Genomic DNA, 16,048 nt, shown 5'->3' with positions numbered 1-16,048 from the left:
TTCTTGGCATGTTTTACAAAACTCAAATGAATGAATGAAAAAAAATAAATTTTAAATTGAAGATTGCTGAATAATTTGATAAAATAAAATAAATGAAAAGACTATGTGCAACTGGCGAAACGCGGATAACCGTGAGGGAACACATAGTGTCGTAGCCGTTCGCCTGGGCAGAGGTAAGGGATTATATCCCTTGCCTCTTTCTGTTTATTATCAGACAATAGTGAAGTCTAAAGGAATACAGATTTTCATGAACTTGGATAGCAGTTAGGCTTGAAATCTTGTTATCATCAAAACTATCATAATTGAAAAGAGGAGCAAACGACATGAGTACAATCACTTTAGAAAAAGCGAAAACGATCAAAACGTTAAATAATATTGCACAAAGCGGGTTAAATGTATTCAATAAAGATGGCTTTACGATTGATAATGACAGTGAAAACCCTGATGCCATCGTTGTTCGCAGCTTTAATATGCATGCAATGGAATTGGGTGCCGATTTGAAAGCAATCGCAAGGGCAGGGGCGGGAGTCAATAATATTCCGGTCGACAAATGCACGGACCAAGGGATTGTTGTTTTCAATACTCCTGGTGCGAATGCCAACGCAGTAAAAGAAATGGTATTGACTTCATTGATGGCCTCATCTCGTAATCTCTTTGCCGGTGTTGCCTGGACAAAGACGCTGGATGGTGAAGGAGAACAAATTCCAAAGCTTGTAGAAGCAGGAAAGAAGCAATTTGTCGGTAAAGAAATCAAAGGTAAGACGCTAGGTGTCATCGGCTTAGGAGCGATCGGTGCACTTGTAGCGAATGATGCACTTGATTTGGACATGGATGTCATCGGGTTTGACCCGTTCATATCTGTCGATACAGCCTGGAATCTATCACGTAATGTACAGCGTGCGATGACGCTTGAACAGTTGTATGCGGAATCGGATTACATAACGGTACACGTTCCATTGACTGATGATACTAGAGGAATGTTCAACCAAGATACATTTAGCATCATGAAGCCGGGCGTTCATATTTTGAACTTCTCACGCGGTGAGCTTGTGAATGAAACCGATATGCAAGCGGCTCTTGAAGGAGGACAAGTCGGTCAGTTCATTACAGACTTCCCGAATGAAAATGTGCTGAACATGAAAAATGTCGTGCCGATCCCCCACCTTGGCGCTTCTACGCAAGAATCGGAGGAAAACTGTGCCATTATGGCCGCTCGTCAGGTGAAGAGCTTTTTAGAAACAGGGAACATTAAAAACTCCGTGAATTTTCCTAATACATCCCTTCCTTATACAGGTAAGCGACGTGTGGCCGTATTCCACGAGAATGTTCCTAATATGGTCGGGCAAATCACACTGGCTGTTTCAAGCTTGCATTTGAATATAGCTGATATGGTTAACAGAAGCCGAGGAGGCTATGCGTATACGATGATTGACCTTGACGGTGAAGTGAGTGGCGACCTCATTCCTGGTTTGGAGGAAAAAATCAAGCAAATCACGGGTATCGTTACGACTCGCATCCTTTAAACATACTTGAATGGCAGGAAGAGCTGATTGAAGTCTCCCTGCTTAGGTGAAAAAAGTCAGTGAGGGTCTCAATTCCTTTTTTAGGAGTTGAGGCTTTTTTATATGTCGCTAAGGGTGGTGCCGCAGGAAAGAATAATAGGAGACTCATATTTTACCTGGAATTGCCGTGTTGGAAAGGATGGAAAGGGAGGGATATGACATAAGCGTGGCGAAAGTATTCTATAGACATGTGCTGCACAAGAAGCGAGCACCCGGACAATAAGGCTTAACCTTAAGGGAATGATGTTGAAGGCTGGGCGCGTTAAGAAAAGCTGCACTCTTCAAAAAGAAACGGATATCGTTTTAAAAAAATCATGAAGGGGTGTCAAGTATGCACAAAAAAGGTTGTTCAAAATCGGTGTGCCAGTGTTTCATAGTACCTAACTATATTTTAGAGAATATGGCCCTGAATGATGTGGAAGCGGCACGGGTCAGTTTAGCGAAAAGCCGGCAAATGCGCAGGCGCAGAATCTTTAAGGAATATGATATCAAAGGTGTCACCGCTTTAACCGATGCTGGTTCGGGCAGGCATGGTGAGTCGGCACGGCATGTATATGATTGCAAGGGCGGAACGAAGCTGAGGGTGAATGAGGCAAGGAAAGAAGGGGACCGGTCAAGCGGTGACCATGTGGTTAACCAAGCATACGATTATAGTGGAGTCGTCCGTGATTATTTCAAGGAGGTCCTGCACCGCAATTCCATGGATAACGAGGGCCTTGATCTCATTCTGAACGTTCATTATGGGAATAAATTCACGAATGCCTACTGGGATGGCGATGAAATGGTATTTGGTGATGGCGATGGAATCATCTTTAGCAATTTTGCCGATTCACTCGATGTCATTGGTCACGAGCTTACACATGGAGTAACGCAGTTCACGAGCGGATTGGAGTATGAAGGTCAGTCAGGGGCCTTGAATGAACATCTTTCAGATGTGTTCGGTGTTACCATAAAGCAATATCATTTGAAGCAAACGGCGGCAGATGCCGATTGGCTGATTGGTGCCGATATAATGGGACCCACACTGAAGGGACAGGCGCTCCGTTCGATGAAAGCACCAGGTACGGCATTCGATAATAAGTTGATGGGGAAGGATTTGCAGCCGGATCATATGAGGAACTATTATAAAGGCGAGCGCGATAATCATGGTGTCCACATCAACAGCGGGATTCCAAACAAGGCCTTCTATCTTGTCTCGATGGAGATTGGAACGGACAAAGCAGCCTTGATCTGGTTCGATGCGATGCAGAATTTATTTGCGACAGCGAATTTCAATCAATTCGTCCAAGTTGTCATCAAGGCTGCCCAAAAGCTTGCTGATGGCGGAACAGTGCCTCATACAGCGATAAAAACGATTGAAGACGCGTTTAAAGCTGTTGGGCTGCCTGAGTAGGTAAATAGAAACGAACGGGAGGCAAAAACGGACATGCTCATCCAATTTAGCTGTGGCGGGGGAATGGCCAACCTCGATTTGAATGTGGTAATAGATACAGAAGAATTACCGCAGGGGAAACATGAGGAATTGCAGCATTTAATGGAAAAGGCCGATCTTTCCAACCTATCCTTAAGTAAAATCGCTGGGGCAAAAGCTCAAGGAGCGGATGCGTTTTCATACAAGCTGGATATCGCGGGGGAAACGAAGAAACAATCCTTCTCCTTTACAGATGTGACAGCTCCAGAGAAGGTACGGCCATTATTGGATTATTTACGTAATCTGGCGATTGAAGTGAAGCTAGCGGAAGAATAACGAAAGGCTGCCGGGATTCCACGGCAGCCTTCTTCTTCTATTTTACTGGCTCCTTATTTACTAGATTCATCCGCCGGTTCAACTGTATACATATTCAATATAGGGTTAGGGTTATTCCAGGCACTTTCAAACACGAAAATGATCTTATAATTCTCGTTATCCGTATAAGTGACATAGTACATCCCCTCTTGCTCCTTTGCACGATCAGGCTCTCCAAGCAAATTCTTTACCTCCACTAAATGAATCGTTTGCAGCTGCGGACTAAAATCATCAATGGCCGTGATCGTTTTTCTGCTGGTTGACCCGTCATAGAGGAAACGAACATGATGGCTCCAATAATTGGCTGCAACTGTACTTAGATCTTCCGGTTTGCCCCATGATTTTTCCGCTTTTTTCAACGAATCACCAACAGAAAAAGGTCTGCTGTTAATTGACTGCTGAGATTCAGAGGCTACCCTCATGATTTTGCCAATCAAACGATCAGGAGCGGACCTCGCCGTTTCTGAAGCTGCATGGACACTTCCACCGCTAAACATGACAGCCACAAGGATTAACATGGTGATGCAACGGACATAACCACTCATGTGTTTCAAGCTTGAACACCCTTTCTGCAATTGAAATTGACGAATTACTTAAATAGCATACGCCATTTTCCTGAAAAAAGAACACTCGTGCAGCACCTGCACATGTTGCTGGCATGATGGGATGAAATCCTTCAGGAAACAGCATGTACAAGCTGAAATGATTCCTTTTATGAAAGGAAGGATGATTACAAAGGCACAGTCCGACTCAAATTCCATTACAGATCAAACTTTATTTTTTGGTGTGGTGATTTCTTTACAAAATTGTCATCTTTTTTTACTTTTTGGCATGGTATTCGCTATTAATTCACAAAATGGACACAAACTATTCACTAAATTAAGGCGGGAATGATTTAGTTAGAAAAAGAAATGAAAAATTATATCTTTTAAGTGAAAATTTGTAAAGAGTAAACCAGTCCAATAGATAATTGAGTTACAAAAAGGAATGAATTTTAGAAGTGCAAAAATGAGAGTAGTTTTACAAAAAATGCTTAAAATAGGATAATGGTCGCAGAGAGGTGATAATCATGACATATCAGGAAATGAAAGTGTCGATTTCAGGAAACAGTTTTACCCAATTCGGGAAAAGAATATTAATCTCACAAATTCAATTCTCGACATTGGAGGCCATTTTCGAGGTCGATGAGTCGGTTCAAAGGAAGCTCGATCATAAACGAAGGGCGGAAATCAGGGAGTTCATCATAGAATCCGTTTCAGAAGGGGATTTCTACTTTTCGCCGTTCATCTTCTCGAGCAGGGGAGCGATCAAAGAAGTGCCCGAGGGCGGGGAACTGCCGCCAGGAAGTAAAATCTATATACTGGATGGCCAGCACAGAACGTATGCCCTCATTTCGGCCATCAGTCATTTAAGGGCACGCAAGGAAACGGAGGAAGAAATCGGTCACTTCTCCGAGGCCAAAAAGCTTCAAAGCCAAATTGATAAGCTAAAGACCTACCCCGTCACGATTCAAATTTATTTAAACCTCGAAACGAAAGAAGAAAGACAGCTATTCAATGATATCAATACAAAGCGAAAAGAGCCGCATGTCGGATTGGTGATGAAATATGACCAGCGCGATGAATATGCTGAACTGACAAGAATCATCGCCGGAAAATTGGAAAGCAAGATGGAGATAGAGACCACGCTGTCCAGAATAACAGTGAGCAGTTCCGCCTTGACCTCGCTGACGATCATGAGGCGCTGTCTCATCGCTTTATTCGAAGGGAAGATGACCGTCAACACCAGTAAAGCCAAGCTTGAAGAGCTCTCAAAGGATGAAATCCTTACGGTTGCCCATGCATTTTTCGAAGCATGGCTGGAAATCTTTCCGAAGAAGATGACAGACCGGAAGACATTCACTTCAGGCTATTCCGGCATTCAGATAGCCCTTGCCCAAACAACCCAGCAGCTCCACAAACATCATGAAATCCCCTATGAAGAAGCAATCGATCACCTGCTGCGGCTGAAGACGTCCTGCACTTGGAAGCATGGTGACGAGCTGTTTTCACACATCTACGACCCCGTAAAAAAAAGAGTCAAAAACCATTCCACCACGAATGCCATCCAGAAAACGGCTCTCCAGTTCAAACGGAAAATCGAAGGAGGATGGATCCATGATACTAAGTGAATTGGACCGGAAGCGAAGGACGATTGTCTCCTATTCTGTCATGGAACTGGTCGACATGTATCGCAATGGTCAAATTGCCACAAGGGAAACGAACCAGCCGCGCATCCGATCGATCAAGAATTATCTTTTGGAAAATGCATTAACGAAACAAATCTACCTGCCTCCGCTCGTTGCCAATTGCAGGGAAGGAACCCTCGCCATAAAAGAAGCCAATCAGCTCTCGATCATCGATGGAACTCAACGAATAGCGGCCTTCGCCCAATTGGAGGACAGTATCCTTAAAGCATTAAAGAAGGATGAAGAGAAAGTTAAACAAGCATACAAACTCGATTCAATCTTGAAGGACACCTCAATGGCCGTCCAGGTATTCGAAGGGCTTACAGAGGCGGAGGAATCACAGTTATATTTGGATCTTAATCTAAAAGGCAAGAAAGTGGCCCTATCGAAACGAATTTCATTCGACTCGCGAAACAACCTCAATGTCATCACCAATCAGGTGCTTCATACCCACCAAGCATTAAAAACAGCCGGTGTCGAATTCGAAAAACGTTCCATCAACCGTCCGGCAAACAAGAACCTGCTTTCCCTATCGCAGCTAAGGCAGGTCATCGGCATCTTCATGACAGGCAGGGTATACGTAAACATTGAAGAGAAGGTATCTTCCTGCCCGCTTGCAAACAGCGAATACATTACCCTCGTTCATCTATATTTTAATGAACTATTCGAATTGTTCCCGCCTGAACGAATGGGGGATCACGCGCAATGCATGCTCGCCAGCTATCCGCTTTTCGTTGCGGTTACCTTATATGCGAATGATAAGATGGAAAACCAGACTATCGAACAAAGAAAACGGTTGATTTCCACAAGGATGTCAAAACTGAAAGCGGTGGACTGGAGACCGGCGAATCCGATTTGGATGGAATTTAGCGGAACATATAAAGGCAGACCGTCCGTATTTCAGCTAAGCAACGATAAACACAATATCAGAGCGATGGTCCGTTGGCTGTATACCCTTTAAGGGAGGTGAGGAAAATGTGAAGGAGCCAAAAAACCCCTAGGTGAGAAAGTCATGGGAGACAGTCACCTAAGGGCATCGAGCAGGCGTATACCTGACTCTATGTCTTAGTATACTCCTAAAAAATCATTATGGAAATGGGGAGTGAACGGAATGATGATACGAAAAAAATATGTAATGAATAAGGATACGGTAGCGATGATGGAGCACTATGATTCGAATGGTGCGGAGCAGGCGATGGTGGTGGAAGGGGAAAACACGTTCCTTGTTGCACAGCCGCGCCTTGACATCCTCAATCATACGCTCAATCACTTTGGACTGGATCTTGATGGCGGCCTTGCAGGAGCCAAATCGGTGCTGGGCGGAAAGTACAGATTGCCAGTCTGCATCAACGCCCAGCTTGGCATGGTCTGGTTTTCCTCCCGTTCATTCCGATTAGGCGGGGGCGTCTGGTTTTCCTACATTCACGTCCATGACCTCGAGGAAATGAACGAAAAAGAAACCCTGGTCCATACAGACTATGGACATTGCCTTCCTGTATCCTTAAGCAAAAATCAACTCACCTTCAAAAGGGACCAAGCATCCTATCTGCATACCACCTTCCACGAACGCTCTTTAGGCAAAAAAACCTTTTATTACGAGCCTGGAAGCGGAGTCACCTTTTGCAAGGAACCTGGGGAGCTGCATTACAGGGTGAAGCGGAAGGAATAATGAAATCCGAGACGAAGACCGCCGAATCGGCGGTCTTTTGCTTGCAATAATTCATTGGTCTTCCCTGTCTGCCAGTTTCGTTTTAATGAACTCAATCCACGTTCGGGTAGCGAAGGAGATGTAGTTGCTCTTTTTCCAGGCAATTCCCACTTGCCAGTTTATAGCGGGGGTTAGGGGAATCGTAATCATCTCCTTATTACTAATATCCATCTCTTCCAAGTCACCTTTGGGGAGGACCGTTATGCCTTGATTGAAGGAAACCATTTCCATGATGAACTTCCACTGCGAGGTTTCACAAATGATATTCGGTTCAAAGCCATTCAGACTGCAAGCCTGCATGATCAACTCATGAACCTGGTAGCCTTCGCGAAAGATGATGAAGCTTTCATCCTTTAAATTTTCCCAGGAGACCGTTTCTTCTTTCGCAAGTCGATGGCTTTGATGAACAACAAGGCGTAAATCGCCTTTCATGAACGGAATGCTCTCAAAATCATCCTCGATGGGCAAAGGCATCACCACTAAATCAAGTTCACCTTGAAGTAAGGTATCCTTTAGATAAAGGGCGCCATCCTCGACGAAACGGACCGTGATGAAGGGGTATTCTTTGTGGAATTGGGCCATCAGTTCAGAGAAAATCTCCGTGCCGAGTGTTGAAAAAATGCCCATTTTTATATTTCCCTTTTTACTATTCTTGATATCATCCAATTCATCATAGAAATGCTCGATGGATTGGGAAATGCGTTGGCCATATTGATAAAGTAATTTTCCTGTATCGGTCAGTTCGATTTTTCTGGTGGTTCGGGTTAATAGCTTAGCATCCAATTCCTTTTCTAAATCCTTGATGGATTTACTAATATTTGGCTGCGATAAAAATAAATGTTCAGCCGCTTTGGAAAAGCTGCCACGATTCACGACTTCGGTAAAATACTGTATTTGTTTGAAATCCATCTAAACACGCCCTTATTTATTACTAATACTTATATAACATATCATTATTATATATTTCACTTATATGTATGGGAATATTATATTTGAATAGTAGTGAGCTTAAACGATTTTGAATCCAGTGGTTCGGGATTGGAAACAGTAAATTGATCATGTCTAAGGGGATATGAAAGGGTATGATTTTGAGCTGAACGCACCTACCATGAGGAAATGAACTCTTGGGCTATACTATCACTGGCAACCGAATGAACAGGTTCATTGGTGTTTTTTTCATGAATGTTCTGTTGTGGCTTGCTGCTATTTCTTACAAAAAAGGGGAAAACAAAGTATGGGTACAATCGGTATTTTAATTGCGATTGCTTTAATCGTCCTTATGGCAATGAAGGGCTTTAGCATCGTTTTTATTGCCCCGCTTGCCTCCATTATCGTCATCGTGACGAATGGCATGAATTTCTTTCCTTCTCTAATCGGAACTGAAACGTCATTCATGACAGGGCTGACAGGGTTTTTAATCAATTATTTTGGCGTATTTTTATTAGGTGCGATTTTAGCGCAATATATAGAGAAAAGCGGTGCGGCACAAGCAATCGCACAAAAGGTTTTATCCATCACTGGTACGGAAAAGCCCTTTTCCGTTTTAATTGCGATTTATGTGATCAGTGCGATTTTAACCTTTGGCGGCATCAGTTTATTTGTCGTCTTATTCGTGGTCATCCCTTTGGCGAAGCCATTATTCAAGCAACTGAATATCGGCTGGAATTTAGTCGTGATTCCCGTATTTCTGGGGATTGGAACATTCACGATGACGATGCTTCCCGGGACACCTTCGATTCAAAACGTCGTCCCAACGACATACCTCGGCACGACATTAACAGCAGCGCCGTTAATGGGAATCGTTGCAACCTTGATTTCCATTGTCATCGGGGTCATTTATTTGAGGTATACATTGAAAAAAAGCTTGGCAAACGGTGAAACCTTTGAACCCTATGCAGAAAAGGATGAAGAAAAGATTATCTTAAAAGAAAAGATACCTTCTTTCATCATTAGTATTTTACCCATACTGGTACTGATCATCATCATCTTTACAGGCAGTGCCTTGAAGGTTGCCAATATCGTATTGATTGGCTTGGCGGCAGCGATAGTAGTAGCCGCTGCATTATTCCATAAATACATTCCCTCACACAAAACGGCACTTAGCTTAGGTGCGAATGGCTCGATCACGCCGATTTTCTTTACGGCCGCGGCCGTGGCCTTTGGTGTCGTGATCACCATGGCACCAGGCTTCAAGGTGATTTCCGATTTCATATTAGGGATTCCGGGGAACCCATTGATTAGCTTATCAGTCGCCTCAGCGGCACTCGGCGCGATAACAGGCTCTTCATCAGGCGGCTTGGGGATTGCGATGGAAGCATTTGCGCAGTCCTATCTGGCGCTGGGAGTGAATGCGGAAGCGATGCATCGCATTTCGGCGATTGCCTCATCCGTATTTACAGCCCTCCCGCATGCAGGAGCTATCCTATCGATGTTCGCATTAACAGGCCTGAATCATAAAAACGCTTATAAATACTCATTCTATAGCACTACATTACCAAACTTCTTTGCGCTGATTGCCGCATTGATACTTGGGATCATTTTTTATTAAGGCAAAAGGATATTCCAATGAAGGAGGTGATGAAGGATGGAGAAATCAATGCGTGAACAAGTGATCGGTACATGGGCATTGGTATCATACGAAACGCAAGATGCAGCTGGAAACACGATTTATCCTTTGGGTAAGGATGCTAAAGGATTCATTATGTATAACCCAGATGGATATATGTCTGCGCAACTGATGGCATCTGGTCGCCCTGCTTACAAATCAGGGGATCTGCACACAGGGACACCGGAAGAAATGGCAGAAGCAGCACATGGGTACCTGGCTTATTCAGGTCCGTTTGAAGTGGATGAAGAAAAACAGGAGTTAACACATCATATGGATGTCAGCATGAATCCAACCTGGCTCGATCAAGCGCAGCCGCGGCTGGCGAAGATTGAAGGTGATCATGTGGTCATTTACAATGCTCTTCACCCAGAAGATAAGCTTATATGGAAAAAAGTGGCGAAACACTGAGGATTAAACGAATATACGACAAAGGGAGATCAAAATCATGACTAACGAACGCACAGTAATCGTAACAGGGGCAGCACAAGGGATTGGGTACGCTATTGCAGAATCATTCATTAATAATGGCGATTTTGTAGCTATATTCGATTTAAACGAAGCAGCAGCGATCAGTGCAGCTGAAAAACTAGGCAATGCAAAGGGCTATAAAGTAAACGTGGCTGACGAACCAAACGTTCAAGCGGCTGTTCAACAAGTCATCGCTGAACGCGGCACAGTAGATGTACTAGTCAATAATGCGGGACTTCAATTCATTTCTCCAGTGGAAGACTTCCCTGTTGAAAAATGGGATCTTGTAAATGATGTCATTCTAAAAGGAACGTTCTTATTGACCAAGCATGCGCTCCCAGCCATGCAAAAACAGAAAAAAGGACGCATCATCAATATCTCCTCAGCTCACGGCAGAATTCCTGATGCATACAAATCCGCTTATTGCGCCGCCAAGTTCGGCCAAGTTGGTTTTACGAAAGTAACGGCACTGGAAAATGCTTTGAAAGGCATCACCTGCAACACGATCATGCCTGGTCCCGTGCGCACGGAGCTAATTGAAAAACAACTGCCAATACTTGCAGAACAAGATGGAACGACCGTAGAAGAAGCACTGAACCATCATATCCTAGGCAAACAATGGATCAAACGCTTACTCGAACCATCTGAAATCGGCGCAACAGCCGTATTCCTAGCCTCAGATGGCGCTGCTGCCATCACAGGTGAAGAAATCGGTGTTGCAGGCGGAATTTAATGATCGATAAAAAAGGGGATGATTTCATTTGAAATCATTCCCTTTTGTTATACCTGCATCGTCACCACTGAGTGCCGCTTATCGTTTCGTTTGTGACAACATCCCACGTTTGTATAAATCTAAATGATCCCGCCTTCATGGCTAATCGGCCGCTGCCTATTGAATGTAATTTCAAAACTTCATTAATTTGGGAATATAGTTGTTGTAAAAAAGGATATGATCCATTATGATTAGTAAAAAGTTAATTTTTAGGAAGGGGATTACATATTTTGAAGCGTTCAATTACTATTTTACTATCTTTAGGCCTGGTTTTGGGGGTGTCTTTTGGAGCTCATGATGTTGCCGGTGCCAAAACAAAGGTGAAGACCTACAAAAACTGTACGGAATTGAATAAGGACTACAAAGGAGGAGTCGCTCGTACATCTTCCGTTAAAAATAAAGGTGGAAAAACGAAATATAAGCCCCATGTTTCAAAGGAGCTATACGATGCCAATAAAAAAAGTGATCGTGATAAAGACTGGATCGCTTGCGAAAAATAAGAATCAGTTAGCGGAGACCTTTTAAAAGAAAGGTCTCTTTTTATGTTGCTTGTAATAAAAACGTCTGCATATAGCAATAAGTTTAAAGCATGTAATGGTCTGATTTCATTCAAATTACTCTTATTCTTTATTGGAAAAATGGTAGATTATAGGGAGGGGGATTTTGCCTACTTTATTGGAAGCGAGGGATCGAAGATGAAGCCGAGAGTAATCATTTACAAGAAGGTGGATCAACAAGTGTTGGATTATATCCAAAATACATGTAAAGTCGTATATTTCGAGAATCTTGATTCGGAAAATTATCCTGAATTTCTGCAAGAGTTGAAGAAAGCACAAGGGATATTAGGGTCTGGATTAAAAGTGGATAAGCACTTACTGGACCAGGCACCGGAATTGAAAATTGTCTGTAATTCGTCGGTCGGCTACGACAATCTTGATGTAACGGAGCTGTCTAAACGTGGAATTATGGCGACGAACACGCCTGAGGTCTTAAATGAAACCGTCGCCGATACGATTATCGGCTTGATGTTATCTGCAGCGAGAAGAATGCCTGAGCTCGATCTATTGGTTAAGTCAGGGGAATGGACATCCTCAATGGGCGAAACATGGTTTGGAGTGGATGTGCACCATAAGGTATTAGGCATAATCGGTATGGGCGGAATAGGATCTGCCGTTACAAAAAGGGCTCGTTTTGGCTTCGATATGGATATCTTATACCACAACAGATCTAGAAATGAGGAAGCGGAGCAAAAGTTTGGGGCTACATACTGTACGATGGAAGAATTGTTAAGGGAGTCTGACTTTGTCTGCTTGATGACACCACTTACTCCCCAAACCGAAAAATTGATGGGTGAACAAGAATTCAAGCTGATGAAAAAGAGCGCCATTTTCATCAATTGCTCAAGAGGGAAAACGGTCGATGAGGATGCCTTGGTCACTGCGCTCAAAACAGGTGTAATTCGCGCGGCAGGACTGGATGTTTTTGTACAGGAGCCTGTCCAGGAAGACAATCCGTTGCTGTCGATGAAGAATGTCGTTACCTTGCCGCATATCGGTTCCGCAACATCCGAAACCCGATTGAAAATGGCGATGCTGGCCGCAACCAATCTTGTATCTGGGGTAAGTGGGAAAATTCCTCCTTCCTTGATCAAAACGGGTGTACAGGTAAAGTGAGTTGTTAGCTGGCGTTTATGAATGAAGCTGGATAGCCTTTTTTAGGGCTATCCATTTTTAGTCCGCGGATGTTTGCTTCGGCATGTTCCGAAGCAAATCGTGATGCGGTGTCGCAGCAACCATGAAAGTAGCGGGAAGCGAAACGGCGAGGTTTCCAAAGCTCAGCAGACATAAAAATAACCAGTCAAGCGAGGCTCAACTGGTTACTGACTTTAGATTTGAATGTAAAAGATGATTAATTTAGGCAACTGATCGGAAATATACATTGATATAAATGTTCGATTATGATAAGTTAGTATAGAAACACATTTATGATAAATATATAAACAGTTTACCCCTTACTTTAAGTATAAGGTAAAGCTCACCTCTAGTCAACCCCTATTTTTATTTTTCGAAGGAGTGTCTGATATGAACAATGAAATTCGGCAGGAGCAGGAGCGTTTGGATGAGGTGCTCGAAACAATTAATCAACAAATCGGCAAAATAGAAGGAGAGACCTCACAACGCAAAAAAGAAGTTGTGAATATCCGTAAACACTTTTGGGATGATCTCAAGGTGAATGTGGATACATTCGATGACTACCTCGAGACCATCATCGGCTTAAGGCAACAGGCTCAAGCCTTGTCAGTAAGCGAAGGTGAACATAGATATACCTCAAAGAGACTATCGACATTGCGCCGCATGAAGGAAGCTCCCTATTTCGGACGGATAGATGTCACGGAAGAGGGGTCTTCGCTTACGGAGCATATTTATATAGGGACCTCGACCCTTACAGATCCATCAGGAGAAAACTTCATCATTTACGACTGGAGAGCCCCGATTTCGAGTGTTTATTATGACTATCCTCCCGGTCCGATGGAATACTCTACTCCCGGAGGCGTGATTAAGGGGATGCTGGAGAAAAAGTGGCAATATATCATCAAGGGTGGCGTTGTCGAATCCATGTTCGATACGAGTCTCACCATTGGAGATGAGATCCTGCAGCAGGTGCTGGGCAAGGGAAGGGATAAGCATATGCACAGTATCGTCTCCACCATTCAACGGGAGCAAAATAAAATCATCCGGAACGATCGCGGACGCCTGCTCATTGTTCAAGGGGCCGCTGGGAGCGGTAAGACATCGGCTGCCCTCCAAAGGATCGCTTACTTGCTTTATAAGAATCGAGATAAATTAAAGGCCGATCAAATCATTCTATTCTCTCCTAACTCCATGTTTAATAACTACGTATCCAATGTGTTACCGGAACTTGGCGAAGAAAATATGCAGCAAGTAACATTCCAGGAATACTTGGACCATCGTCTGGCCGACTCGTTTCAAGTTGAAGATCCTTATGAGCAATTGGAGTTTTTATTGACGGAAGCGGATGCTCCTTCCTATAGTACCAGGACAGCGAGTATTCAATTCAAGGCATCACTTCGTTTCTTTGAGATCATCAAAACATACAGACAATCACTGGAACGATCTGGAATGATCTTTAGAGGTGTAAAGTTCCGCGGGAAAACGCTTGTCTCCGCCAAACAAATCACAGAAAGATTTTATAACACAGACACCACACTAAGTTTTCATAATAAGATCGATAAGCTGAAAGAGTGGTTAGGCGAGCTGCTTGATGAAACGGAAAAGCTTGAGCTGAAAAAACCCTGGGTTGAAGAGGAAATCGAGTATCTTAGCAAAGAAGACTATCAAAAGGTATACAGCCAAATACAAAAAAAACGCGGCGATACTGAGGATTCCTTTGATGATTATGAGCAAGAGAATGAATTGCTCGCGCGGATGATCGTCCGCAAGAAATTGAAGAAGTTGCGCAAACGGATAAAAGCTCTTCAATTCATCAATATTAAAGCAATATACAAGCAACTTTTTGACGAACAAATAAGGAACGAACAATGGAAGGGCGGTAACACACCTGCCGAAAGGGAAATATGCTTATCCACGCAAAAAATGCTCGACGAAGGGAAGCTTTATTACGAAGACGCGACTCCTTTTTTGCTGTTGAAGGAGCTCATTCAAGGATTTCAGACGAATACGTCGATAAAATATCTGCTTGTAGACGAAGCACAAGATTATTCCCCCTTTCAATTCGAGTTTTTGAAAAGGTTGTTTCCTTCTGCAAGGATGACCGTGCTCGGTGACTTTAATCAGGCGATATTCGCTCATGCCAGTGAAAGGGTGAATTTCGAGACGCTTACAAGTTTATATGGAATGGATAAAACAGAAAGTATCACCTTGGAACAAAGCTACAGATCGACAAAGCAGATCATCGAATTTACACGGGAACTAATTCCTGAAGGCCATCTCATTAAGGCAATTGACCGTGAAGGAGAAAAACCTCTGCTGACCCAAGTGTCTAGCCGGGAGGAATTGCACGACAATATTGTATCAAAGGTCAAAGACTGGCAAAGTCGTAGGTACAATACGATCGCGATTATATGCAAATCTGCTGCGGAAAGTGCCGCTGCATTCAAAGCGCTAAGTCCCATCAAAGATATGAAACTCGTCCAGAGAGGGACAAATGAATATGAACAGGGCGTTGTCGTTATCCCTGCTTATTTGGCCAAGGGCATCGAATTTGATGCTGTCATCATTTATGATGCATCTGCGCAAACATACGGTGATGAAAGCCTGCGTAGATTGTTCTACACCGCATGTACGAGGGCCATGCATAACTTACAGGTATATTCGGTTGGCGAGCCTAGTCCTTTCTTGCTCAACGCTAGCGCGGACAGCTTACTTGCGACAACCAATTAACGAAGAAGCTGATTGATTTTAGGGATGTTTGACGCCTGTATAGACTTAGTTCTATGCAGGTTTTTTAAGGGTTCATTTTAAGCTCCTCCTATCATGGGGGGAACGTATTAACATACAGAAAGGGGGGATCTCATTTTTAATTTATAACGGTTCGGACATAATAATCGTGGAGGTGAAGGAAATGAGCAAAAAGTCAGGAAGAGGCCGAATCGCACCAAGTGTTAACCCACAGGGACATGGAAAAGATGTCGAATTCTCCACAGAGCCCAAAAGCGAGCTTGAAAATAAGGCAAAAAAGTCCAATACAAAATAATCGTATTTAGTAAAGCAAGCCCTTCTCTTTAATCGAGAGGGGCTTTTGAAGGAGAAATGCGAGACAAAAGCTGTAGCTAGGCCCACTCACAAAACGGAATGAAACCAATTTTATTCCATATTCATACGTTTTCAAGGCTGGGAAATGTGAAAGAATATAAGGATAGGGTTACCGTTTAAAAAA

The 16,048-nt window shown here is 43.4% G+C and carries 15 protein-coding genes and 1 riboswitch; of the genes, 13 read left to right on the top strand and 2 right to left on the bottom strand.

Annotated features, from left to right (window positions below):
• Nucleotides 1-97: 97 nt before the first annotated feature.
• A riboswitch (ZMP/ZTP riboswitch) is annotated at nucleotides 98-176 on the top strand.
• Nucleotides 177-323: 147 nt separating this feature from the next.
• The 3 genes from MHI53_RS19475 to MHI53_RS19465 all read left to right on the top strand — a co-directional run bounded on the left by MHI53_RS19475 (nucleotide 324) and on the right by MHI53_RS19465 (nucleotide 3,309).
• Nucleotides 324-1,523 (top strand): phosphoglycerate dehydrogenase, encoded by a 1,200-nt coding sequence (locus tag MHI53_RS19475; RefSeq protein ID WP_061140792.1) that lies wholly within the window; start codon nucleotides 324-326, stop codon nucleotides 1,521-1,523.
• A gap of 370 nt (nucleotides 1,524-1,893) precedes the next feature.
• On the top strand, nucleotides 1,894-2,955 hold the full coding sequence (locus tag MHI53_RS19470; RefSeq protein WP_340372010.1) for a M4 family metallopeptidase: 1,062 nt from the start codon (nucleotides 1,894-1,896) through the stop codon (nucleotides 2,953-2,955).
• 33 nt (nucleotides 2,956-2,988) lie between these two features.
• A complete protein-coding gene (locus tag MHI53_RS19465) occupies nucleotides 2,989-3,309 on the top strand; it encodes a protealysin inhibitor emfourin (protein WP_061140790.1) in 321 nt (106 codons plus the stop codon).
• A gap of 53 nt (nucleotides 3,310-3,362) precedes the next feature.
• Here MHI53_RS19465 and MHI53_RS19460 read toward each other — a convergent pair whose 3' ends face one another.
• Nucleotides 3,363-3,893, bottom strand: coding sequence for a DUF4309 domain-containing protein (locus tag MHI53_RS19460; protein ID WP_340373708.1), 531 nt, complete (start codon nucleotides 3,891-3,893; stop codon nucleotides 3,363-3,365).
• A gap of 524 nt (nucleotides 3,894-4,417) precedes the next feature.
• Between MHI53_RS19460 and MHI53_RS19455 the strand changes: the two genes are divergently transcribed.
• The 3 genes from MHI53_RS19455 (at nucleotide 4,418) to MHI53_RS19445 (ending at nucleotide 7,244) form a co-directional block, all read left to right on the top strand.
• Nucleotides 4,418-5,518, top strand: a complete 1,101-nt coding sequence (locus MHI53_RS19455) for a DNA sulfur modification protein DndB (protein WP_061140787.1) — start codon at nucleotides 4,418-4,420, stop codon at nucleotides 5,516-5,518.
• Nucleotides 5,505-6,536, top strand: coding sequence for a DNA sulfur modification protein DndB (locus tag MHI53_RS19450; protein WP_061140786.1), 1,032 nt, complete (start codon nucleotides 5,505-5,507; stop codon nucleotides 6,534-6,536). Before MHI53_RS19455 ends, MHI53_RS19450 begins: the two co-directional genes overlap by 14 nt.
• Before the next feature lie 150 nt (nucleotides 6,537-6,686).
• A complete protein-coding gene (locus MHI53_RS19445) occupies nucleotides 6,687-7,244 on the top strand; it encodes a competence protein ComK (RefSeq protein WP_061140785.1) in 558 nt (185 codons plus the stop codon).
• Between the two features lie 51 nt (nucleotides 7,245-7,295).
• On the opposite strand, the gene MHI53_RS19440 is transcribed toward MHI53_RS19445, so the two are convergent.
• The gene (locus MHI53_RS19440) at nucleotides 7,296-8,192 is read right to left on the bottom strand and encodes a LysR family transcriptional regulator (RefSeq protein ID WP_061140784.1); all 897 of its coding nucleotides are present in this window, start codon (nucleotides 8,190-8,192) and stop codon (nucleotides 7,296-7,298) included.
• 325 nt (nucleotides 8,193-8,517) lie between these two features.
• Here MHI53_RS19440 and MHI53_RS19435 point away from each other — a divergent pair, with 325 nt between their 5' ends.
• The 7 genes from MHI53_RS19435 to sspL all read left to right on the top strand — a co-directional run bounded on the left by MHI53_RS19435 (nucleotide 8,518) and on the right by sspL (nucleotide 15,865).
• Nucleotides 8,518-9,831: a GntP family permease gene (locus MHI53_RS19435; protein WP_340372009.1), complete on the top strand. Its 1,314-nt coding sequence runs from the start codon at nucleotides 8,518-8,520 to the stop codon at nucleotides 9,829-9,831.
• Nucleotides 9,832-9,867: 36 nt separating this feature from the next.
• A complete protein-coding gene (locus tag MHI53_RS19430; protein ID WP_061140782.1) occupies nucleotides 9,868-10,299 on the top strand; it encodes a lipocalin-like domain-containing protein in 432 nt (143 codons plus the stop codon).
• A gap of 37 nt (nucleotides 10,300-10,336) precedes the next feature.
• A complete protein-coding gene (locus MHI53_RS19425; RefSeq protein WP_185113016.1) occupies nucleotides 10,337-11,092 on the top strand; it encodes a 3-hydroxybutyrate dehydrogenase in 756 nt (251 codons plus the stop codon).
• Nucleotides 11,093-11,361: 269 nt separating this feature from the next.
• Nucleotides 11,362-11,631 carry an excalibur calcium-binding domain-containing protein gene (locus MHI53_RS19420; RefSeq protein WP_061140780.1) on the top strand — a complete coding sequence of 90 codons (270 nt, stop codon included), beginning with the start codon at nucleotides 11,362-11,364 and terminating at the stop codon, nucleotides 11,629-11,631.
• Nucleotides 11,632-11,826: 195 nt separating this feature from the next.
• Nucleotides 11,827-12,804 carry a D-glycerate dehydrogenase gene (locus MHI53_RS19415; protein ID WP_340372008.1) on the top strand — a complete coding sequence of 326 codons (978 nt, stop codon included), beginning with the start codon at nucleotides 11,827-11,829 and terminating at the stop codon, nucleotides 12,802-12,804.
• 408 nt (nucleotides 12,805-13,212) lie between these two features.
• The gene (gene helD / locus MHI53_RS19410; RefSeq protein WP_340372007.1) at nucleotides 13,213-15,552 is read left to right on the top strand and encodes an RNA polymerase recycling motor HelD; all 2,340 of its coding nucleotides are present in this window, start codon (nucleotides 13,213-13,215) and stop codon (nucleotides 15,550-15,552) included.
• A gap of 181 nt (nucleotides 15,553-15,733) precedes the next feature.
• Nucleotides 15,734-15,865 carry a small, acid-soluble spore protein L gene (gene sspL, locus MHI53_RS19405; protein ID WP_061140778.1) on the top strand — a complete coding sequence of 44 codons (132 nt, stop codon included), beginning with the start codon at nucleotides 15,734-15,736 and terminating at the stop codon, nucleotides 15,863-15,865.
• Nucleotides 15,866-16,048 lie beyond the last annotated feature (183 nt).

The sequence above is a fragment of the Peribacillus sp. FSL E2-0218 genome (assembly GCF_037992945.1).
GTDB lineage: Bacteria > Bacillota > Bacilli > Bacillales > DSM-1321 > Peribacillus > Peribacillus simplex_B.
The sequence above is the reverse complement of the archived record's forward strand: the minus strand, read 5'-3'. Positions and strand labels throughout refer to the sequence as shown.